Annotated in this window: 29 protein-coding genes; 2 read left to right on the top strand and 27 right to left on the bottom strand. The window is 49.5% G+C overall.

Going from position 1 to position 21,748, the window contains the following annotated elements:
- Positions 1–3: 3 nt before the first annotated feature.
- The 3 genes from AC3RCL_RS12375 to AC3RCL_RS12365 all read right to left on the bottom strand — a co-directional run bounded on the left by AC3RCL_RS12375 (position 4) and on the right by AC3RCL_RS12365 (position 2,836).
- Positions 4–1,005, bottom strand: coding sequence for a Gfo/Idh/MocA family protein (locus tag AC3RCL_RS12375; RefSeq protein ID WP_096774216.1), 1,002 nt, complete (start codon positions 1,003–1,005; stop codon positions 4–6).
- 158 nt (positions 1,006–1,163) lie between these two features.
- Positions 1,164–1,688, bottom strand: a complete 525-nt coding sequence (locus AC3RCL_RS12370) for a YfiT family bacillithiol transferase (RefSeq protein WP_492535485.1) — start codon at positions 1,686–1,688, stop codon at positions 1,164–1,166.
- Positions 1,689–1,855: 167 nt separating this feature from the next.
- Complete coding sequence (locus AC3RCL_RS12365) at positions 1,856–2,836, bottom strand: aldo/keto reductase (protein ID WP_492535483.1); 981 nt, start codon at positions 2,834–2,836, stop codon at positions 1,856–1,858.
- 110 nt (positions 2,837–2,946) lie between these two features.
- Here AC3RCL_RS12365 and pdxR point away from each other — a divergent pair, with 110 nt between their 5' ends.
- Positions 2,947–4,374, top strand: coding sequence for a MocR-like pyridoxine biosynthesis transcription factor PdxR (gene pdxR / locus AC3RCL_RS12360; RefSeq protein ID WP_452515649.1), 1,428 nt, complete (start codon positions 2,947–2,949; stop codon positions 4,372–4,374).
- A gap of 94 nt (positions 4,375–4,468) precedes the next feature.
- Here the strand turns inward: pdxR and AC3RCL_RS12355 are convergent, their stop codons facing one another.
- The 20 genes from AC3RCL_RS12355 to AC3RCL_RS12260 form a co-directional block, all read right to left on the bottom strand.
- Entirely contained in the window at positions 4,469–5,374 is a 906-nt protein-coding gene (locus AC3RCL_RS12355; protein WP_492536329.1) for a hypothetical protein, read from the bottom strand.
- Positions 5,374–5,739 carry a glyoxalase superfamily protein gene (locus AC3RCL_RS12350; protein ID WP_492535481.1) on the bottom strand — a complete coding sequence of 122 codons (366 nt, stop codon included), beginning with the start codon at positions 5,737–5,739 and terminating at the stop codon, positions 5,374–5,376. The genes AC3RCL_RS12355 and AC3RCL_RS12350 overlap by 1 nt, the downstream gene beginning before the upstream one ends.
- A gap of 157 nt (positions 5,740–5,896) precedes the next feature.
- Positions 5,897–6,532, bottom strand: coding sequence for a DedA family protein (locus AC3RCL_RS12345; RefSeq protein WP_015735941.1), 636 nt, complete (start codon positions 6,530–6,532; stop codon positions 5,897–5,899).
- Between the two features lie 18 nt (positions 6,533–6,550).
- Positions 6,551–7,792: an MGDG synthase family glycosyltransferase gene (locus AC3RCL_RS12340; protein WP_096774223.1), complete on the bottom strand. Its 1,242-nt coding sequence runs from the start codon at positions 7,790–7,792 to the stop codon at positions 6,551–6,553.
- Between the two features lie 22 nt (positions 7,793–7,814).
- A complete protein-coding gene (locus AC3RCL_RS12335; protein WP_492535478.1) occupies positions 7,815–8,351 on the bottom strand; it encodes a phosphatase PAP2 family protein in 537 nt (178 codons plus the stop codon).
- A complete protein-coding gene (locus AC3RCL_RS12330) occupies positions 8,352–8,969 on the bottom strand; it encodes a YqaA family protein (protein WP_492535476.1) in 618 nt (205 codons plus the stop codon). It abuts the gene before it with no gap.
- Between the two features lie 333 nt (positions 8,970–9,302).
- The gene (locus AC3RCL_RS12325; protein ID WP_492535474.1) at positions 9,303–9,950 is read right to left on the bottom strand and encodes an HAD family hydrolase; all 648 of its coding nucleotides are present in this window, start codon (positions 9,948–9,950) and stop codon (positions 9,303–9,305) included.
- Between the two features lie 31 nt (positions 9,951–9,981).
- Positions 9,982–10,338, bottom strand: a complete 357-nt coding sequence (locus tag AC3RCL_RS12320) for a zinc ribbon domain-containing protein (RefSeq protein ID WP_228468890.1) — start codon at positions 10,336–10,338, stop codon at positions 9,982–9,984.
- A gap of 148 nt (positions 10,339–10,486) precedes the next feature.
- Positions 10,487–11,185: a YjjG family noncanonical pyrimidine nucleotidase gene (locus tag AC3RCL_RS12315; protein ID WP_492535472.1), complete on the bottom strand. Its 699-nt coding sequence runs from the start codon at positions 11,183–11,185 to the stop codon at positions 10,487–10,489.
- A gap of 64 nt (positions 11,186–11,249) precedes the next feature.
- On the bottom strand, positions 11,250–11,519 hold the full coding sequence (locus AC3RCL_RS12310; RefSeq protein WP_492535470.1) for a hypothetical protein: 270 nt from the start codon (positions 11,517–11,519) through the stop codon (positions 11,250–11,252).
- Positions 11,520–11,531: 12 nt separating this feature from the next.
- Positions 11,532–12,131 carry a GNAT family N-acetyltransferase gene (locus AC3RCL_RS12305; RefSeq protein ID WP_213579011.1) on the bottom strand — a complete coding sequence of 200 codons (600 nt, stop codon included), beginning with the start codon at positions 12,129–12,131 and terminating at the stop codon, positions 11,532–11,534.
- Between the two features lie 4 nt (positions 12,132–12,135).
- Entirely contained in the window at positions 12,136–12,792 is a 657-nt protein-coding gene (locus AC3RCL_RS12300) for an HAD family hydrolase (RefSeq protein WP_096774228.1), read from the bottom strand.
- Between the two features lie 49 nt (positions 12,793–12,841).
- Positions 12,842–13,321: a GNAT family N-acetyltransferase gene (locus AC3RCL_RS12295; protein WP_492535467.1), complete on the bottom strand. Its 480-nt coding sequence runs from the start codon at positions 13,319–13,321 to the stop codon at positions 12,842–12,844.
- A gap of 18 nt (positions 13,322–13,339) precedes the next feature.
- Positions 13,340–14,038 (bottom strand): class I SAM-dependent DNA methyltransferase, encoded by a 699-nt coding sequence (locus AC3RCL_RS12290; RefSeq protein WP_492535465.1) that lies wholly within the window; start codon positions 14,036–14,038, stop codon positions 13,340–13,342.
- 236 nt (positions 14,039–14,274) lie between these two features.
- Positions 14,275–15,021, bottom strand: a complete 747-nt coding sequence (locus tag AC3RCL_RS12285) for a GNAT family N-acetyltransferase (RefSeq protein WP_492535463.1) — start codon at positions 15,019–15,021, stop codon at positions 14,275–14,277.
- Positions 15,022–15,095: 74 nt separating this feature from the next.
- Entirely contained in the window at positions 15,096–15,701 is a 606-nt protein-coding gene (locus AC3RCL_RS12280; protein ID WP_492535461.1) for a GNAT family N-acetyltransferase, read from the bottom strand.
- A gap of 36 nt (positions 15,702–15,737) precedes the next feature.
- Complete coding sequence (locus AC3RCL_RS12275) at positions 15,738–16,205, bottom strand: hypothetical protein (protein ID WP_492535460.1); 468 nt, start codon at positions 16,203–16,205, stop codon at positions 15,738–15,740.
- Between the two features lie 207 nt (positions 16,206–16,412).
- Positions 16,413–17,345, bottom strand: coding sequence for a GNAT family N-acetyltransferase (locus tag AC3RCL_RS12270; protein ID WP_492535459.1), 933 nt, complete (start codon positions 17,343–17,345; stop codon positions 16,413–16,415).
- On the bottom strand, positions 17,342–17,992 hold the full coding sequence (locus AC3RCL_RS12265) for a hypothetical protein (protein ID WP_090908544.1): 651 nt from the start codon (positions 17,990–17,992) through the stop codon (positions 17,342–17,344). The genes AC3RCL_RS12270 and AC3RCL_RS12265 overlap by 4 nt, the downstream gene beginning before the upstream one ends.
- A gap of 367 nt (positions 17,993–18,359) precedes the next feature.
- On the bottom strand, positions 18,360–18,761 hold the full coding sequence (locus AC3RCL_RS12260; protein ID WP_375120142.1) for a NusG domain II-containing protein: 402 nt from the start codon (positions 18,759–18,761) through the stop codon (positions 18,360–18,362).
- Between the two features lie 168 nt (positions 18,762–18,929).
- Here AC3RCL_RS12260 and AC3RCL_RS12255 point away from each other — a divergent pair, with 168 nt between their 5' ends.
- Complete coding sequence (locus AC3RCL_RS12255; RefSeq protein WP_192571484.1) at positions 18,930–19,292, top strand: helix-turn-helix domain-containing protein; 363 nt, start codon at positions 18,930–18,932, stop codon at positions 19,290–19,292.
- A 39-nt stretch (positions 19,293–19,331) separates the two neighbouring features.
- On the opposite strand, the gene AC3RCL_RS12250 is transcribed toward AC3RCL_RS12255, so the two are convergent.
- From AC3RCL_RS12250 to AC3RCL_RS12235, 4 genes are read right to left on the bottom strand one after another with little or no spacing between them, the layout of a single operon-like run.
- Positions 19,332–19,802 carry a hypothetical protein gene (locus AC3RCL_RS12250; RefSeq protein WP_213579014.1) on the bottom strand — a complete coding sequence of 157 codons (471 nt, stop codon included), beginning with the start codon at positions 19,800–19,802 and terminating at the stop codon, positions 19,332–19,334.
- 14 nt (positions 19,803–19,816) lie between these two features.
- Complete coding sequence (locus AC3RCL_RS12245) at positions 19,817–20,356, bottom strand: redoxin family protein (RefSeq protein ID WP_277746222.1); 540 nt, start codon at positions 20,354–20,356, stop codon at positions 19,817–19,819.
- 11 nt (positions 20,357–20,367) lie between these two features.
- Entirely contained in the window at positions 20,368–20,895 is a 528-nt protein-coding gene (locus tag AC3RCL_RS12240; protein ID WP_492535458.1) for a MauE/DoxX family redox-associated membrane protein, read from the bottom strand.
- Between the two features lie 27 nt (positions 20,896–20,922).
- Positions 20,923–21,555, bottom strand: coding sequence for a hypothetical protein (locus AC3RCL_RS12235; protein ID WP_492536328.1), 633 nt, complete (start codon positions 21,553–21,555; stop codon positions 20,923–20,925).
- Positions 21,556–21,748: the final 193 nt, after the last annotated feature.

The raw sequence follows: 21,748 nt of genomic DNA, 5'->3' as shown, positions 1-21,748 counted from the left end.
ATCTTATGCTTGAAGTTCATCCAATCTTACAGCACGATGCTCCTTGGCCGAACGATTGGCTGCCTCCATCAATTTGGTCAATTCAACCGCATATGCGATATTTTCTTCGGCAACGGTATCTTCTTGAATATGAGAAATCCATTGTTCAAAAGCACTTGCGCGGTTCGCCGGTACCGGCAGCTCAACCCAAGCATCCTTGTACTCTTCTTTTTTCGTTGAACGAATCAGAAGCTTGCTATCCGGCGTACCGTACAGGATGGTTCCATCCGTGCCATGAATCTCGATCGTGAACGGAGAGAAGTTGTTAACGAATCCGGCTTCCACCACGCCGACGGCACCCGCCGCCGTAGAGAGCGTGGCAACGGCGTTGTCTTCTACCTCTTTGCCGGTTATGTATCCGAAATTCGCTTGGACGTCAATGGCTTCCTCGCCAAGGAACAGGCGCGTCAAATACATCGGATGGCAGCCCAGATCGATCAGGGCACCCCCGCGGCACTCCTCCAGGCTGTAGAAATGCTCAGGCAGCCAACCGGCGGTTGCGCCATTGTGGGACAAGCGAACGCGAACGAGCGTCACGGTTCCCAGCAATCCCTGCTCCAATACCTCACGGATCGCCAGCGTATAACCGTCATTCAGCCGCGGTAGCGATACCGTGAATTTGACCTGATTCTCCTTCACGGCTTTAATGATATCATTGACCTCCTGAAGGGTTGCAGCAATTACTTTTTCCGTGAAAATATGCTTGCCTGCCGCTGCGGCCTTCAACATGACTTCTCTGTGCATGGATGTCGGAGCATCCACGATCACGGCATCAATATCGTCGCTTTGCAGCATGTCATCCAGCGATTCATGAAAACGCACGCCTTGCTTCTCGGCGGCTTCTCTTCCCCGCTCCGGATTCTCATCCCATACCGCTACGATCTGAGCATCGGGATGCTCCTGCGCTTGTTTCGTATAATCCCATGCGTGCACATGCCAATAACTAATTTTTCCGATTCTGATCATTCTAGTCACCTCAGTATCTAATATTAAGACATCATGCCATTAATCTATCACACGTACCGCCTGATTCACAGTGTAAAATTGCGACAATCAAGTTAGAAATCACGACATGGCCTTACACAAAGAACCCCGTCGTATGACGGAGTTCAATGTGATTTCGACTAAAATCCAAATCGTTCTCTGGCTGACGTGATGTGGGCAATGTGGTGATTTCCATGCCATGCATACATGCCTGCGGCGTATTCCAAACTCGTTGTTCGCTGGTTTTCGGGATGGTAGAACGTTCTCAGATAGTCCCCATCCTTCATATTCTCCAATAAAGCGACCCATCTGGCATGTAATCCGTCGATCAATGCAAGCGAAGCCTCAATGTCTTGTGTCAATGAATCGTGCAGGGCAGCCCATTTCTGTTCGTCATACGGTTTAATCGTCGGGTTCTCTTCCGTCAACGCAAGTTTAAACCGGATATAGCTGTTCATATGACTGTCAGCAAGATGGTGAACAACCTGGCGGATCGTCCAGCCGCCCTCGCGATAAGCCGTATCCAGTTGTTCGTGGCTTAACCCCTGGACCGCTGCCCTCAGCTTCTCCGGCATTCCCTTAATCTCTCGGACCCAGACTTTCCTGTGCTCAGGCGACGTGCTGCCTCCCAAGTCAAACTGTCCTATCGGATACCTCAAATCCATGTTCCTCTCTCCCTTCCATTATGTTTGAGATCATTCCATGTCATGATTTTAGCATCTCCGCCGAAAAATAATAGTGTCTGCACTCCTGATGGATGCTGCTTATTTCCGTCGAAAAGGCCCTCGGCATCTGCCAAGGGCTTCTCTCCTGCTACATAACTGGAATGTGACTACATGGAGACCAGTATTCCTTCGATTTCGTTCATCTGTCCAGCCGTTAAAGGTTCAAAAGCAACGGCTCCTATTAGTTCTTCCGCTTGCCTTCTCGTTTTGAAACCCGGAATCGGAATCGCCGCGCGGCTTCTTCCCCAAATCCATGCTAACGCTCCTTGAACTAAAGTACGGTCTTCACTCGTCAAAATCTCCCGCACCGCTTCAAGTTTAGCGAGGAACGACGGTACGGCCTTACCCTCCTTGAAATAGGCGACCCAGTCGTGACCGCTTCCTCGCACATCTTGATCATTGAATCGGGTGTCCTGATTAAATTTCCCGCTTAACAGCCCCATGGCCAAAGGCGTATTATTGATGCTCGCCAAACCATGACGTTCGCAAAGGGCAAGCATCTCCTTATTGTCACTGAGAACATTCAGCACGTGCTGAATGGCTGCCGCTTCGGATCGCTCTGCAAATAACTCGGCATTGGCCGTATCCCAGGTACTCCAGCCATATGTACGGATCAGCCCTTCTTGACGAAGACCGTTTAAGGCATCAATCACCGTTTCCACCTCATCCGGTCGTAATCCGCCTACATGAATCTGATAGAGATCGATATAATCCGTATCGAGTCGCTGAAGAGACCGCTCGCAAGCGTAGCGGATATAATCCGGCGTAACATTATAACGCGTAAAAACTTCCTTCGTTGTTTCATCATAGGTATATCCGAATTTGGTGGCTATCACGGCTTCGTGCCGCTTTCCTTTTAATGCGCGGCCAAGCACCCGTTCGCTATGCCCGGTACCATAAACGTCTGCCGTATCAAAAAAGTTAACGCCCCTCTCCAGGGCCGCATGAATCCCTGCAACGGATTCACGTTCGTCCACCTCGCCCCATCCGTCGGACAAGCCGTCCAACGTAAAATTCCCGCCCATTGCCCAGCAGCCTAAGCCGAGCGGGCTTACCGGGATTTGCGATCTGCCTAACGTTCTATCCATGATAGTTCCTCCCTTTTCGAATTGGTTCGCCTTCATTATAATTAGGAAAATGGTTTGTGATGAGATCCAATGATGGTGAATTTGGAGGAACCAATTAAAGGAGGGATACGGTGTACGGCATTTATATCGACCGTGAATCGAAACGATCCGTTACCCATCAGGTATGCCAGCAGCTGCGAAGGCTGATCGAATCGGGACAGCTGGCAGCGGGAGCACGGCTGCTTCCGACCCGGGTTCTGGCCAAAGAGTGGGGCATTGCGCGCAATGTAGTCATCGAGGTATATGAGCAGCTGACGGCTGAGGGATATTTGGAAGGGCGCGTAGGATCAGGCACCTATGTAGCGGGCGGGATAATACCTTCTCCCCGTCCACGAAACGAGCCATCTGTCGGCGAGCAGCCGATCCATAAAGTTACATCGACTGAACATTCGCACATGATCGATTTTGCCGCCGGCATTCCCGATCAGAAGATGTTTCCAAGGCACATCTGGGCCAAGTACTTGAAACAAGCTGCTGAGGACTCCGTGAATGCAAACCATGATTACGGTCACATCAAAGGTGATAAGATGCTGCGCTCTGCCATTTGCGACTATGTATTCCGGTCCAAGGGCATCCAATGCTCATCCGATCAAATCGTGATCGTGTCCGGCGCTTCCGAAGGGTTGCTCCTCCTTGCCAAATCGTTAGCTTCCAGGTTTCATTCCATCTATATCGAAGACCCCACGATCGATATTACCCGCGATATTTTTCAGATGATGAACTATCGGCTTGTGCCGGTTGAGGTGGATCACAGCGGCATGCGCATCGACGCCGTGACGAGTTTCGCACCAGGTCATCTGGTTTTATTAACGCCGTCACATCAGTTTCCTTCCGGCAGCGTACTATCCATACAGCGCAGACATCAGGCCATCCGGATGCTGGAGGAAGCCGACTCCTTCGTGATCGAAGATGATTATGACAGCGAATTCCGGCTTCGAGGAATCCCGGTGCCTCCTCTGCAGACGCTCTCGCCTTCGAGAGTCATTCACGTGGGAACATTCAGTAAAACCTTAACGCCGAGCCTCCGGATCGGATTCATGATCGTCCCGCCTGATCTAACCGATGCCATAACCGAGATGAAAGATAAACTGAATATACATACCCCAACCGTCATTCAACAAGCGCTAAGCCAATTCATTCTGGACGGCCATCTGGAACGGCATATCCATAAGATGAAAAAAGTGTACAAGAAACGCCGCAATGTATTAACGGAGCGGCTCCATCACTTGTTCGGGCAGGATATTTCCATTGTCGGCGATGATGCGGGGATGCATCTTCAGGTGATATTCGGTCCTCAAGCTTACGCTCTCCTCCCATGGAACGATACGGTCTCATACGGGTTTCGCGTCGAGCCTGCTTCTAATTACAGAATCTCGCCATCGCGTCCTCCGGGTTCGACAGGGATCGTATTGGGATATGGAAACCTTTCGACGGAAGAGATCGAAGAAGGCTTAAGCAGGCTTTACGCATTTGCTTCCCCTTGCAGGGATTCATCTTGATTTGCGGGCATATCTTCCCTTCTCCAAACAACAATGGCTCGGTTCGCTTTACGGCGAACCGAGCCATATCTGTTTCATCCTCAGGATCTTGCCATCATATCCCTTCAATCCGGTCAAAATTACGCAGCGTCCGCAGCGCATTCAGTGTCATAACGCCCTTCCATTCTTCCTTGGCCGACGGCCATACCTCTTCGAATTGGTACCAGCTCCAATTCGGCTCCCAGGCCCCATCTTCGCCCTGGTTCTCTATAAGCAAATCCAGCTCCGCCGGAAGAAGCGCTCGATATTTTGGAAAGTAAGGAGAGTTCGGCGTGTCCATAATGCTCAGCGGTGTTGCCCCGTATCCCTCCCGGCTGCCGGGGTCCAGGCTAATGCAGTTGTCCATGAAAGCCTCCAAAGCCTCCCTGATCTCCGATGCCTGTTCCTTTGGCAATCGCTCATTCAAGCGCAAGTAACAAAACAGTTCATGCATTTCTTTTAAATCGCTGGTTCGATTCAGATAGTCCAGAGCATAACGAACCAAGGAATCCAGCGATTCCAGAGGATACAGCTCCCGTTCATCGATAAAATAAGCGATGATGTCTGCATTGGGATTGCCCCAATGGTCCTTAAAAGCGCCGTATTGCCACCAAATCGCTCTAGGTGACTGCTCCGCTTCTTTGGGGATAATGTCCCATCCTGAGCGTTCAGGCACATACGTATGCTCGAGATACTGTAACGCGGATATAACCCGTTCGTTCCGCTCGGGATGATTCGGATGTAACCGGAGGATCTCCAGCGCTCTGGTCGTCGCCAGGGCGGATGATTCCTTGCAGCGAAGGTCAGGCTCAAGACCATGACCGAATCCGCCATCCTCGTTCTGGTAGCTGGAGAGCTCAATCAGCACATCCGTAAACGACCCGTTCTCGAATTCATATCGGAACAAGGCCCGTTCAAGGCTTCTGGCCCCCTGCAGCATATATTGCCTTGCTTGTTCCCATCGTATCTCGTTTAGCTTCATCACTCGGGTTCCATCTCCTCGTAGAAAGTGATTCGATTGCCGAACGGATCCGTTACACGTACCTCTTTGCTGTTCCATGGGGCGATCTCGATTCCGGGTCTCTGATACGGATAGTTCTGGTTTGACAGCTGTTCGTGAAAAGCTTCAATTCCTGCGATCTCCACGCGAATGGCTGCTCCAGGGGAGCAGTCACCGTAATGCTCCGTTAAATGGATCAATAACGAACCTTTGGATATTTGCATGTAAAGCGGCGCCGAATCGTCAAACCGGTGCTCCCAGTCCAAGGTGAAACCAAGATACTGCAAGTAGAATTCCCTTGCCTTCGTTTCGTCGAACACCCTGAACAACGGTATGATTTTGCTCATGCCAGCCCCTCCCTCCTCTCATCATTCGTTTACATTATGTATGTGCTGCTGTTGACTTAATTTAGATCTTATCACAATTCACTTCACAGCTCGTCCCTATCTTATATAAACTAAACCCGAGCAAACCAATGATCCTTCGCCGGGTCATGGATCCAAACTATTCATTCCTTGTCGCGTTGGTCAGTTTCTTGGCCTTCTCGCGTTTCACGCGGCTCCAAACCAGCAGAACGAGAAACGAACCTGCCAGACAGAGAAAGATGACTTTCAAATAATGCTCCACTACATTCAGAATGTACTGCCACTGCTCCCCGAAAATAAAGCCTATGCTGAAGAAGGCCAATACCCATGCAGCCACTCCCGTGTATCCATATATCCAAACCGTCCGATAGGGAACTCGAATCATGCCGATGAAATACCCGATAAACTGCCTGACTCCGGGTATGAAAAAACAGACAATGAGCAGCTTGTTCCCATACTTGCTGTAATACGCCTGTGTTTTCTCCACAAGGGACGGCTTGATGAACAGCCATTTTCCATAGCGTTCAATCAGCGGCATCCCTAACCGGTAGCCGAGGATATAGGTAATGGTCAGTCCCATCGCCGCTCCTATAAAAGCAGATCCCATGGCCGGAACCATGTCGATGACCCCCTTATAGGTAAGGAACCCGGTATACGTCAGGGTAGTATTTCCTGGAGGAATTGGAAGAGCAATAAAATCAAGAGGGAGCCCAATCAATAACACCAGATAACCATATTGTTCAAACAACCGCTCAACCAATTCAAACAAATTCATTGGGAAAACTCCTTCGTCTTACCGATAACTGTCATGGTAGTGGTGCAGGGCTTCATTCACATAAACTTCCCTGTTCAGCACCTCGTAGGGCACCGGGTTCTTTTCTTCGGCCCATTCTCGCGAAGGGCGGTAACGCCGTTGAATCTCCATCAATCGGGTCAGAACCGATAGCGCCGAATCTTTATGCGTGTTAATGGCCGCTTTTCGCTTCATCTCTTGCAGCAAGGACGGATCCGTCATTAGCGTCATGAATTGAAGCTGCAGTTCTCCCGCCATAGCTTGACGAGCCACGCCAATGCCAACCAGGTAGTCGGCATTATCCTGCTCTTGGCCAGGCAAGGGTTTAACCAACAGCATGGGACGTTCCATCGTTAATGCTTCGGAAATCGTGAGACCTCCCGGCTTCGTCACCATCAAGTCGGCCATCGCCATCAATTCATGCATACGATCCACATAACCCATGACGGTGATTTGCGGATGCTCCGCAAACTCTTCCAGCAGCGATTGATATAATTTCATATTGCGTCCGCACACGACCATAAACCGAACATCCTGCGGGTATGCCCTGGATTTCAAGAGCTCGATAATTTCTTTATCGATCATCCCTTCTCCGCCGCCCATGATCAGCACGACCTGCTCGGATGGTTTCAAGCCATAATAATCGCGCAGCCGTTCCTCATCCACCGGTTGACTATAGAGCGGGTTGACGGGTATTCCGGTCACCGAGATTTTTTCGCTCGGCACGCCTTTGCGCTCCAATGCAACCTGGACCACATCGGAACCCACCATGTAATAATCCGTATGCGAATGGATCCAATAGCTGTGATCCGTATGATCCGTCATGACGGTGGCCGTCGGCACGTCCGTGTAACCCATAGCTTTCAACAGCGACATGCCTGCCGCTGCCGGCGGAAACGTACTGACTACGATAGCCGGCTTTTCGATTTCCAGCATTGCGCTCAGTTTTTGAAGACTGAAGGTACTGAAGCGTTTCAGCATCTGAATGAGCGTGTTTTCCTCGCGCGTTTTTTGGAACAAATAACCGTAAACGGATGGAAAATGCTTCATCCACTGCACAAAGAAAAACTGTCCGGCCACATGCAGCCGCGGATGGGTTAACTCCATGTAATCAATGACTTTAACGCGCAGATGAGGGTATTTTCTTTTTGCTGATTCCACAATGGCCTTTGATGCCTGGTTATGACCCTCTCCCAGACTTCCGGTTAATATGATGATTTTTTGCTCATATATGGATCTCATTGATATTACTCCTTATCTAACGTTATGTGTTTCCCAAGACATGCATCAGGTAAACGACCAGCCATCCCGATCCGAATCCGATCAGGCTTCCCGCCAGACAATCGGTCGGGTAATGATATCCCCAATAGATACGGGATAGACCGACCAGCGCAGCCAGCATGATCAGCAGTATCGTCGGCAGCGGCGAAACCAGAAACAGCAGCGGGGTAATGACTGCAAAAATCGCCGTCGTATGACCGGAAGGGAAGGAGTAATCCTTCAGCGGGAAATTTCCGATCTTTACCTGCTCCAAAACCCGGAAGGGACGATCTCTTCTGACGATACTCTTGATGAGGACCACGATCAGATGGCTAACGGTTAACGCAATGGCACTCTGATATGCCGTTATATCCCAAGCTTCGAATGCTGCCCAGGCGATAAGCAACGCGCTCAGAATGGTGAAGGTGGCTCCGCCGAGATGGGTGATGCCGCCGAACAACCGGTCAAAGGCTCGGTTGCTGATCGTCTGGTTGCACCAGACGAATACCCGGTGATCAAAACTTTGCAGTCGCTTTATCATTCATTCTTCACCTGCCGTTACGTCAATTGAATCTTTTGGTCCCTTCACCACGGGGACATCCGAACGTTTATCCCTGCTCTTCTTGATAAGCCGCACCGTCAACCAAATGCCCCCGATCAGAGCACCTACGGACAACAAAATAATCGTAAGCACGCTGTCCACCATATTCTCGGCAGCACGGCCATATACGTAGAACAGCACACCCACCGTGTAGAACTTCACGGCGCGTCCGAGCGCTGCATAGCTGATAAGCTTCCATAAAGGATAGTTCATGCAGCCGGATAGAATGGTGAATATTTTGAAGGGAATCGGCGTAAACGCACCGACCAGGATAGCGGCTTCGCCATGCTTGGTGAACAAAGCGGTGGCAGAATCATACCATTTTTTCTTCATGATCTTGGTCAACACCAAATGACCTGAAGCCTTGCCGATTCCATATCCGATGGGCGTTCCGATCAAGCACCCGACAAACCCGATCGTGGCGAGCCAGATCGCACGATCCGGACTCAAGGCACTTAAGGACAACTGCGAGAACAGTGCCGGAATCGGAAAAATGATCGCGTCGATCATGGCATGAATGAATAATCCGATATCGCCTAAATTACGTAAAAAATCCATCAGGCCTAATCTCCTCTGCTTGGCTGACCCTTGGGCAGCCCGTGTATCGTGCGATATCGTTGCTTACATACGAATTTGAAATCATCGGTTCACATTCCTCTCCCGTATCATGTTAATGCAAGGATATCACGAATGGAGGAGGATGCCTTCCGTCTTCAGACGATAATGAACCTAGACTTAGGTCTAGATCCTAATAGTAGATATAATATAGTAGATATAGTATAAACGAGTTTTATGATCAATAAGTTGGGTTTATAACCAATTGGACCAAAAACAAAAAAACAGCTCAGCCGCAATGTGCGCGGCCAAACTGCCAGGATCCAAGACCAAGCCCTATTCAAATTGGCAAATCCTCAGAACGTCCCCGATGGAATCCACGACATGATCGGCTTGCGACAAATCCTGATTTCCCGAATTCGGGTTCACGAAGCCGATGCATGTCATGCCGGCCGCCTTCGCTGCAGCAACGCCATGCCGGGCATCCTCCAGCACCATGCAGTGCTCGGGCTCCACGCCTAACAATTCAGCCGCTTTGAGGTACACATCCGGCGCCGGTTTTCCTTTTTCCACTTCTTCACCGCTCACGACGCATTCGAATTGATCCAGGAGATCGAACTTGCGCAAGACGGCCGTAATAAATACGGGAGGCGAGGATGATGCAATCGCAGCAGGGATACTACGTGCTTTAAGTTCAGCCAGAAGCTCCCGAATGCCGGCAATCGGCTCCATTTCCCGAGAGGTGAGCATCTCGATTTTATTGGACAATTGGTATTCGATAATCTCCGATACGGATTGCGCAAGCTGATGCTCATGTTTAATGGCTGCCCACATCTCCGGATTGGTCATGCCTACATACTTCTCCAATTGTTCATGGGTTATCGAGGATCCGTAGTAGTTCATCACCTGGATATCCACTTCAAAGTGCAGCGGTTCGCTGTCAATTATGACCCCGTCCATGTCAAAAATAAATGCCTGTATCATGTTCATGCTCCTTTGCTGAATGTTCTGTTAGTTAACCCCAGATGAGATCGAGCACCGTTCCCAGCACTCCGGATTGATGTCCGCGGAGGACATCGGGATTGAATACCTCGACGAAACCGCACCGCGTACAGGATACGAAGAGATAATGATGATAGTCGATATCGAATATTTTGCTTATGCCCGTACCGCTCATGCTGACTTCCTGCGAGCTGCATTCACGGTGACCGCAGCGGCGGCAATGGAACTTGCTGGCCATTAATTCCTCAATGCTTAGGTAATCCATTTCGGCTGTTGAATCGTATCGGTCGGTAGTCTGTTCATTCGTCTCTGTGCTCAGATGCTCCGGCAATACCTCATGCTTGCATTCCGGACACATACTATCAATCAACGTTACCTCCTGCGCACACCATGGACACTGAACCACCTCTGCACCTTCCTCCCTTTTCGCATGGAACCTATTGGAAAACCCTCAGCATAATTGAAACATCTAGAAAGGATTATATTGCCCCAACTTCATCGATCTGGCCAAAGCACGGTCATTCGGATGAAATGATGTCGTGAAGCTCCTCCAAAGTATGTATTTCATACTTGGGGTGAATGGACGTCGGATTGGCCTTTCGCTGCGGGTTATACCAGCAGGTATCTATCCCGTAACGGATGCCTCCTTGTATATCGGAAGTTAACGAATCGCCAACAATGAGCACCTCGCTTTTATCCGGGTGGTTTAACTTATCGAAGGCGTAATCGAATATTCCTTCGTGCGGCTTTTGAGATCCTGCATCCTCCGAAACCACGATACATTCAAAGGAATCGCACAGCGCCGATCGGCTGATACGATTAAACTGCACTTCCTTGATTCCGTTCGTGATGATGGCCATGCGTTGACCGCGCTCGGACAGTTGACTGCACAGCTTCTCTGCCCCTTCCATGAGAAAGGAGCCCTGTCCTAAATACTTTATGTATATATTGCTAAAGGCTTCAGCGTCCAAAGCGCATTTGATACTATGTTCCTCCAGGAGTCTTTCGAACCGAGCCGTACGCAATTCGCCCTGCGTCACGATCCCCTGCTCGAAATCGTTCCACAACTGCTGGTTTATGCGCCTGTAACTGTCTACGATCGCATTCGTGCACTCCTGGTGGATTTCGCCAAAAACGCCGGCTAACGCAAACGCCTCCGATTGGGCATAGTCGTATAGCGTATCGTCCGCATCAAATAAAATAACGTTGTATCGCAAGGCTGGGCCTCCTTTCTTGCTGCTTAACTTCAACCATTACCCTTTCGCTACCCAGCATAACATTTTATTCATCCGGATTCATCGAACCATTTTCGGATGTCGAAGTTAATCTGGATTGCCGGTTCAATTCCTGGATCCTCTGCCTTTGTTGATGATCTAGACGGTCTCTGTTACTCTTCACCAACTCCGTCAGACGCATGAAAATTAACAATAATATCGTAATGATTACACCTGCTGAGAACACCATCATTGCCCATTCGTCCACGCCTAAAAGCGTGATCAAAAGCAATTCCGTCACAATGAAGATCCCCGCTCCAAGGGCAAGCTGTTTCATTGGGCCTCCCTGTTACTCATCGCATAATTTATAGTGATGATACCGCTCCTGCTCAAGTTCGATCTCGCCGATATAGGCAAATCCGCACTTTTGGATTACTTTATTGGAAGCATGATTATGAACGACGGCGATTGCGTTGAGTTCTCGCTCCCTTGTATTCCGGAACAAATAACGGATTAACGCCCGCACGGCTTGGGTGGCATATCCCTTATTGTAATACCGATTGGAGATTCCGTACATAATCTCCCGGTTAGGCGGGGGCAGCTCTTCCTTAGGACCGCTATTGCACCAGCCGATGCACTCGCCTGTTTCTTTCAAGACGATGGCTAACCGCAGACGCAGCTGCCCCACATCCCCGCCGTCTTGAACGGCTTGCAGGAACCGCCGATTCTCCGGCATTTCATAGTCGGTTAACCATTCTCGCCGCTGTTCCCTTGATACATCCCAGCCAGGCAGGAACTGTCTGATCTCCGGTTCGTGCGTGATCTTGCAGATCGCATCCAGATCTTCCAACAAATATTCCCGAAGGAAGATGTCCTCACATTCAATCGTAAAGGGCTTACCCTGGAAATCGATCGTTGTCTTGCTGTTCAATATAACCCCTGCTTTCATTCGCTCAATGATTCCTCGCCATGATCCATGTTATCAACTGATCGGGCCGTGTAAACATATAGTCGGGTTCCACCGCAAATTGTGCATTCTGAACGGTATCAAACCAATGCGCCCCGATGGTTAATACCTGAGCTGATTTGCCAGCCGCAATGTCGGCATCGCTGTCCCCGACAAAAACCACGTCCGATGTCCTCAGACCCAACAGTTGAACGGCTTTGAATATCCCTTCCGGGTCCGGTTTGGAACGTTCAACCTCATCTCCCGTAATGGTAGCGGCAAAATACCCGTCCAGTTTCAGGTTTCTTAAACATATATCCAGGCATCTTCTGCTCTTGCCCGTGATAATAACCATGGGTAAACGTAAATCCGAAAGCTTCACAATTAGATCCTGTACGGCTTCCGATACCTGCACATGCTCTTGAAAATTCTGCTCAAACACTTCGTAATAATATTCTACGGCTTCATCAACATGGGCCGGATTCGAAAGATAATTGGCAATGATCTCTTCCTCCGTTGGCCCAAACGTCTGAACGATCTCGGCATCGGTCAACCGCTGGCCTTCGTACTTCAAGAAAACCGCCCGGAACGCTTTAAACGAGAGCGGCAGCGTATCTGCTAAAGTACCATCGAAATCAAACAGCACCGCTTGTATGGTGTTCATCCCAAAGCTCCCCTTTCACCTCAGAATCCGACTGAACAACACGACTTGCTCAGACCAAATCCAGCTTCATCTGAATGGTAATCATTTTCCGATCGTCATCTAACGCCGTGATGCGGACATCGAACGGCTCGAACCCCAACTTATGATAAAAAACAAGCCCTCTGGAATTGGTATTATGACAGCTTAGATAAAAACGTTCCATTTCGTATTTTTCTTTGGCGATGTCCATCATGGTACGCAACAGCTTCTGCGCTGCACCGAGTCCACGGTGCGACGGTGCAACAACGACATTGCCAAGCCACAACGATCCATCCGCATCTTCATAAAAATTCGCGTAGGCGACGACCTGCCCGGTGGATTCTTCAACGATAACCGTGGGATCAAAGCGGTTCTCAAGCAAACTCAGGATTTGATCCGGCGTCAAAGGGAATTCCGATCTCGGGCTCATGTAAAACAGTTCTTCCGGCGTTTGAGGAAAGCTGCAAATCGCTTGCAAATCCTCATCCCTCAGCGGTCTATGCGCATACATATTTTGAGGTCCTCCTTACTAAGCTATTCGGGCAATATACATGCCTCTTCCGATCAAGCCTTGCGTATCGTGCTCCACATCCAGTCCCGCTTCCCGAAATGCCCCGATCATCTCTTCCACGGTAAACAGACCCATACGATGCTCCTCCGTGTAATGCTCGATTCCAACCTCGCTGCCAAACAAATACGAAAAATTCATGATCGAAACATTACCTGCGCGATCCGAATGGGACATTCTGCTCATATGGATCCCATGGCGCTCGGTCGTGATCGTGTCCACTCTTCCGGTTGTCCAAACGTCCGGCGTAAGCCATGGCTCAACTAGAATGATACCTTCCTCGTTCAGATGTTCCCTAAACTGCACAAGGGTTTGAACCAACAGCTCCGGCGTCTTCACATACCCGATGGAGCTGAACAGACACATAATCACGTCATACTTCCGGCCGAGTCGAAAACGGGTCATATCAGCCACCGAATAATCCCCCTTGGGATTCTTCGACTTCGCTATAGCTACGAATTCGGGGTTCAAATCGATTCCATCGATTGCATAGTGCTGCTTCAAGAAAACAGCGTGTTCCGCCGTACCGCAGGCTACATCCAGAATGGTTTGGTACACCTTGCTTTGTCTTTCGATATATTCCCGGACCTGCCGCGCCTCCTGCTCATAGTCCTTGAAGCTGTAGATCACGTCATAATACTTCGAAGATAAGTCAAACATGATTTCACCAACTTTCTGTATCCTTCATGAGTACGGTAGAAAAAGGGAAAACGCGATTTATGACTGCGAACAGCCCATTTGACTAAAAAGACCCAACTTAGACAGCTTCATCTAAGGCGGGGTCCTCTGTGGCAGGCATCTTCCATGATTATACAACTGTTCATTCGATTGGGTAACCCCTGGATCTGGATCCGATAAGCTCAGATTCACCGGTTCATACGCTACGGATGCTGCCTTTATCCTTCGATACGCTTATGTCTATACCAATAGGAATAGATCTCCCTGTACTGAAGACGATCGTACAACCGGTTTGCAGCAACATTGTTCTGGACCACTTGTAGATAGCTGCTTGCGGCTCCATTCTTCTTGGCCCAATGCAGAATATGTAAGAGTAACTGTTTTCCGAACCCGCGATTTCGGCATGCCGGAGCTGTGGCGAGATCAAATATGCCGACGACGCCTTGCTCTATTGCCCCGATCCCGCATGCCACAGGCTCAGCATGATCATATAGGATGAAGAATCCGTATTGAATCACGGAATAGTTGAACAGCTTTCTTTTTACAGCCTTATATTTCTCGGATATTCCAGTTATCTCGGTCAGCACGCTCAGCCATTCATCCGTCAGCCGTTCTTCGATCTTAACCTCCTTATGCGTTGGAAGCTCCAGATGATCCAGATGATCTAACACCCTCAGACTGGTTGGATCGAGTATGGAATAACCCCTGGAATCCAACATACGGTCCAGCTCCTGCGGATTGAACGGGGTGATTTTAAATACGACGTCAAGCCCAGCCTTAACATATAACCGCTCGCATTCATGAATTTGGGCGTCAAGGTCTATCGATGGATCCGTGTATAAGGCATTAATCGAGTTGGATCTCTTCGTATAACCGTCTGCAAAACGTAACAGCCACCCATGGTGCGTCAAGGTTTGAAGCGCCGGCCAAGCGTTTAAGGCAAGTTCTTCGATTCTCTTTAGCACGTATACCACTCCTACCGTATGATAGGAATTAATATACATTTATTTGTATTATTATTCAAGTAGAATGATCTTCTTCATGTATCCTGCACGCCACTCGATTCTGCTAATTCCTTGGATCTATCGGCGATACTAAACACAATGGGAACGTCCGTCATCCTTCTTCTCCATATCATATGGTCGATTCCGCGCCCCCAGTGATCTTGAAGGACGTAATCGGGTTCACCTAGTTTCTTCTTCCATATTTTCTGAGCACGCGTATATCCGCTATCCAAACAAAATTCCGTTATCCCCTTATTGAGCAGCGTAAGATACATGATTTGAAGCATCAGACTGCCGATTCCCTGTTGCTGATAATCAGGATGCACAAATACGGTTCCGATTTCAACCACGTCACGCAGTACTCCATTGGAACTTTTCCGTATCAATGCATTGGACGGGCCAAACTCCATGCTGCTTACAACGCTGTTGTCTATAAGTCCGATCAGAAAATACCTCTGCTCTCCGTTCGTTGCAATATCCGCGTTCAAGCACCTAATTTTGCTGTCAATCTCCTGCTCGATGTCCTCCGATAAATCTGCCAAGCCTTCTTTGGCAAACGTATCGGTAATCACGAACCGGAAAAAATGCTCCATCGCTTTCATATCACTACGATTCGGCCGCCTAATCTCTACATGAAACATGAGGAGTCCTCCTCCTATTGTCAATTACATATAGACTCACCATTTTTGGGTGTGTTTGATAACATGGGCTTTTATTTCATCCTTTTGTTGATCCGATAGCTGAACGGGTGTCCAGGAATGATTGTCGGGGATGTGGATGGTTAGAGGTGTTTCAAGCTCCTTTTCTTGGCTGCTGGAATCCTCGTTCGGTATATTTTTCCATCTTTTATGACTCTGATCATACACCCTGGTTTTCACAAACTTCCCTCCGCTATCGTAATAGTCTTCAATCGCTCGTACACGCGACAGCGTGGCCCCTTGATTATCTTCATGATTGGTTATCGAATTCACTTTTTTATAACCTGAAGACATGTTGAGTCCATCTGCAGTTATCATCACATCTTCAACGATAAAAGCCTCAATGTGCTCTACCCGCTCCCCTCCATTCTGACAAGAGCATAATGCCAACACGATCCATAGGATACAGATCCACGAACCCGTTTGTCGTATGTATTTCAGTAACACGCCTAACCTCCTTGTACATGGATCCCTTCGGGAGCCAATAATATGCTCAACTCCGCAGCCGTGTTCTGTACGAACCTCTCCACTTTATCTCTTACTCATCAAAATACAAAAACTCAGCACCTTCCGTACATGGAATCTCAGGTCCCAGTCTAGATGTTGTCATGATGAAACGAGAAGAATAAGTGTAGAGACTCTCTTCCACATGATCTACTCCATACGTTCGTTACGGAGCACCATGTGAAGGTGGTCTTCCCATACACCGTTTATCTTCAGGTATTTGATCGCCAGACCTTCCTCATAGAAGCCCAGTCGTTTCACGACGTTCATCGAGGCTTTGTTTCTCGGCATGATGTTGGCTTCCAAACGGTGCAGCTCCAGCGTATCAAAGCAATAGCCGACCACGGCGCTCAGAGCTTCGGTCATATACCCTTTTCCCGTATGAGATTGCGCCAGCTTATACCCGACATGAGCCGATTGAAAAACACCCCGCACGATATTGCTGATCGCAATCGAGCCGATCATCTCATCGTTTTGATGCAGCCACACTTTAAGCAGGGAACCGTCAGCGATGCTTCGACTTTCCGCTGCCAGAATCTCAGCCTGTTTCTCCAGGGTATAAAACTCCGCTTCCCTGGCAGGCTCCCAAATCTTCCAAAACTCATCGTTCCTGACGATAAAATCCAACACATCCGCTGCCCGTTCCCGATCCACGGTTTTCAACTGCAGACGTGAAGTTTGTAGCGTTATGGACATGTGATGCTCCCCCTGAACAGCTTTAAACAAAAATTGCAACACCATATCAATCCCTGGGGTATCATGCTTTAGCATGGATCGTGTAATTCCACGGGCTTCCCCCTCAGGCGTCAATCGGTATTCAAACTGCATAATCGTATCATGGGCAAAATAAATATACTCTACCTCAGGCTCGTCTTTAAATACCACGACGGCATAAAAAGGAGGCAGCTTAACGCCCCAGATGCCTTGGACCGACTGGATTTCATCCTGCGTATAATGTTCTTCTTCAAGCAGGTAGGTTTTCACCTTCTTGGCATAGATCATTTTGTTGGCTTGCACATACACAAAGGGAGACAAAAGCACAAGCACTAGCAAAACCAACAATGCGATTTTGATTTTCTTCATTGGATTCCCTGTTGTTTGCATAGCATAAAATGACGCCTGACCTCTTCGTAGTTCTCCCGAACACTTCGGCTCCCGTCCACGAACATCACCTTGAATCCGCGGTCCAAGGCATCCTTGGCCACGTATCTCGCAAACCCGATATCCCGGTCCATCCAGTTTCGAAACGCGGCGCCGGGATCATCGCATGATACCAAAATTTCGTGGATCCATTCCCGTTTGGCATAATGCTCCTTCTGGAATGCCGGAACCGGGACGATCCATATCGCATGATGCGGGCTGGGTACCAGGTGCTCGACTTTTTCCGGCAATAGAGCCGCACCTTCAACGATGATGGGGCTCGTGTCCGGCAGGGCCGAAACATCATCCATAATCATGCCAAATTCCTCTCGGTAAAATTCCAATTCTTCCTCAACCTGCTGCTCCACCGGCCGCGACCACAATGCATTCCAGGACATATCCTTCAATCGGGACATGGTGGGGTGCTCCGACGGATGGCATATGGTCACATGCTTCTCGTTGAATAGATCGCATTGATAATAGGTGCAGCTGTAATCCTTCGCCAATTTTTCGGCAATCGTCGACTTGCCCGAGCAGGGGGAGCCTCCGATCCAGTATACATGGGAGTAGTCTTTTTTCTCGCTCTGCATCGTATCACGCCCCTCTGTCGCCATCACTTCTTAACTCGTTTCGAATGTCCAGCAACACGTTCCAAATTGCCCTCAAATATACCACAACGAACAAAAAGCCCACAACTAGTATCAGTGCGACCAGCTCCATGTTAACTCCCCACCTTTACTCTGCGACTGGGCATCCCGTCGACCTAAGATCTACGGATCTTATGCCCCGGAAGCATGTGGTTACGCAACTTTATCCCTTCATTTATTATAACTGTCTTTTCTGCGACAAAGTTACGCTATCCTTGCATTCATACCAGATGTCCTAAACAACAAAAAGAACCGGTTCAAAACCCGGTTCTTTCATTTAAGCCTATGATACTTACTCCTCTCCCTGAGCCTAGCTCACCACGGCATCCAGTTCGGACTCTTTCCGTTCATGCTCAGGTACCAGCACCTCTACCACCACTCTGGTCGGCACGCAAATAATCTGTTGATAAGGTTCCGAGATAAAACCCATGTCCAGCGCGATTCGCTTCGGAGCATCCGAATATATCATCTGGATCCCGTAGTCATAAACTTTCAATGTATTGTGTCCAAACTTGGTCTTAATGTCGATGATGCGTTCGTCCCCGTTCAGTGGGACGGTTTCGTATTCTTTGCCATTCACCGTGATCAGCGCCTGAAGCTGACCCTGCTGATATTCCACGTGACTATGCTTCCACCATTGCAGCCCCGTGAAGGATCCAAGGATCAGGATGATGGCGAACAAAATCATATCCCCGCGTCTTATTCTGGACAAGGTGCTCCCTCCCGACGTGCAAAGTCTTCGGAACCCAAGTATGAACGATGCTCGAAGCCGTGGAAATGAGTTTTGTCACATTCGCTATCCGGGTTAAACGGCTGCCCGGTTTTATGAATTGATGACTGTTTTGCTCCAGCAAAATATTCAGGACGGCCAGTCGCGACCTTGGCACAAACCTTTGAAAACGTCCTTCACTATGTAGACGAGCATTACATGGATCCTGATTTGACGGTAAAACAGCTGGCGCACATGGCTCGATTATCTTCGACCTGGCGTTTCACGCCTATATTCCAGGAACTCACAGGGAAGAAACCATTGCATTACGTAACCGATTTGCGTATTAACCGTGTCAAAGAACTTCTGCTACGGAAAAATGAGCCGATGCGATCCATTGCCCAAGAAGTGGGATACACGGATGAGTACTGCTTCAGTCGCCGTTTCCGCCAGATCACGGGGATGTCGGCTTATCGACAGGGCTGTACCAAACACGAGGGTTTCAGCCGACGGAACCTGTCCGTACGGTTCTGAGCGACGGGATGGGTATTCTATGCATGCCTCATTCTTCGATCAATACATTTCCGTTGAACGGCATGCACAGATTACATACCGCCCATAGACTCTGGCCCCCTGGTAACACCAGTCCCGTCCGACATAAGGATGTACGTATTGCGAGATGCAATCCTGACACTTGGCCCGATGTCCCACCGGATCGCTTGTATACCACCACCCGGAAGGATAAGGACATAAGCCCTTGCAATCGTTGATCACCGTCTTTGGCGTGCAAATGATATAATCGGACGGGCAGGAGGCATCTGCGCCGCAGCCCGTGCAATATTGTCCGTGCGGAGGTCTGCAGGGCCCCGCGGCAAACGCTTGTTTGAGGATATCGTCATCGTTGGGCCGTACCAACACTTTGGCGAGCGCCTCGGCCGTCCTTTGCGCGACTTTATTCAGGATCGTCTTGCGGTTCATTTTCCGGGTAACCCGGCTGATCAGCACCTGCGTCTCTTCGTCCTTGCTCTCCGGCTTCCTCCACATGCTCTCACCTCGTCTTAGGAAACTCTTGATGCTTTCGCATACGCTTCAAGCTGCTCCCGGCTGTTGACCAGACCCTTATGCCGGATGATGCCGTTTGTATCCACCGCATAGGCGTAAGGCGTGACCTGTACATCCAAGTGATTTGCGAACTCCGAGCTTACGATCAGCACCTCATCGTCATATGCTATTTTGCGGACATAATCCGAAGCCAAATCCGCGGACGAAAATAACAGCAGGATCGGTTTCACGTTATTCATCATGGCGATCCGTTGAAAATCCGGCAGGATCTCGGCGCATTCCTTGCACGTCGGTGATCCGAACAGCATGAGGGATGGCGTGCCAATCAGCTCGCTGGTGGACCACTCGGCTCCTTGCAAGGTTGTCGTTGTGGCTCCGGGCATTTTGTTGCCGACCGGGATACCGGACTGATTCACTCCTCTTGCGGTGCCCATTACCATAATCCCGAGCTGCCGGAACAGGACCAAATTCAGAATCACCAAAGGCACGACCAAAATCCACAGTATGGCATATGAGATCCAGAAGAACGTGTTCATCGCGGCCTCCTCTACCTTCTTTTTATCTTTGAAATATGCGGTGCGGCAATTCCGCGGTATATTCGGATCGCGTGTAAGGCATCCGGAACCCCTACTACAACAAACAGCGCAAGCAGTAACATCATGCCTTCCATTAGCAGACCCGTTACTGTGAACGACTGTTGAAACGCAAGCCTTGCGGTATAGCTGCAAACCAATCCCGCGAAGCCCATCGCCAGATTAAACCCAATCAACGGAAACCCCAGCCTGGAGCTGATCTGAGGCCCGAAGCAGCCGCAGTCCACCCTTCCTTTTTTACGGATGAAACAAGCCACGCCCAGTCCTTGAATGAAATAGAGCAAGGAAATGCCCAGGAAGCTGATCAACGACGGAAAGCTGTATACCAAGGTCACCGTCAAAATTTGCAGAAGAATGAGCAGCACATGCAGCCGGGCTCCCCCGGGGAATGGATCCGGATCACCGAAGGCTCGGCCCCAGACATAACTTGCCACCGACAATAGCATGGGAAGCGTAACGGATATCGCAAGAACATCGTACATGGACCTATATGCTCCTTTTTGGCTTCATCAGCTGATGATGCAGATGATGGCTCCCATGATCAGCAGCATGGAAACCGACAGCCGCACCGCGGTCAGCAGCGTGAAGCTGTATACTCTTCTTTTAAGCATGCGGTAGACGATGGACCGGCTCAGAGGAAGGCTGAACACGGTGCCTCGAACCATTCCAAACGTCGCGCCTGCCAGCAGGCTCAACCACCAGGGAGCCGCAAACAAGGAAACCACGATGTAGGCATGAAAGAGGACGCCCACTTGCAGCGTGATAAAACCCAAGCCCAAAATCAGCCCCCATAACGCCGCGGATCGGTACCCTGCAGCCTTGATCCATTCCGAGGGAACGATAAAATTTCCGGAGGGTAGGATTCCCGTTTTTTGTATCAACTCCAAGACCAGAAACACAACCAACAGCACAACGATGACGTAGTTTTGATATAAGCCCGCGGGGGTTAATTTCAGCACATAATTGATGCCCCCGAGCGCAAGCCCCGTTACGGCGCCGCCAAGGGTACAGGTCACGATATAGACTAGCGCATATTTGAATTTACTGACCTTCGTGCTGTCCAGGCTGCCTAGCACGTTCAGTCCGCAGGTGGTATCCACGCTGGCCACTGCGGCACCGACAGCAAACATAAAGAGCAGCATCGTCAACAAGCCATGCCACCTCCCCACAATCCCGTTACATGAATCCTTAACACTTCATCTTATGAGCGACAGCCTGTCGATTATTTGCACGAATCTCCGATGGCTTGGGCATATTTGCCCGTGGCTATCTTATCCAGAAAAAAGAAACCGTCCATGGATGATCTCCGTGGACGGTTTTTCTGTAAGCTATTCA

The sequence above is a fragment of the Paenibacillus sp. MT86 genome (assembly GCF_058792535.1).
Note: the sequence above shows the minus strand (reverse complement) of the source record. Positions and strands in the feature narration are given on the sequence as shown.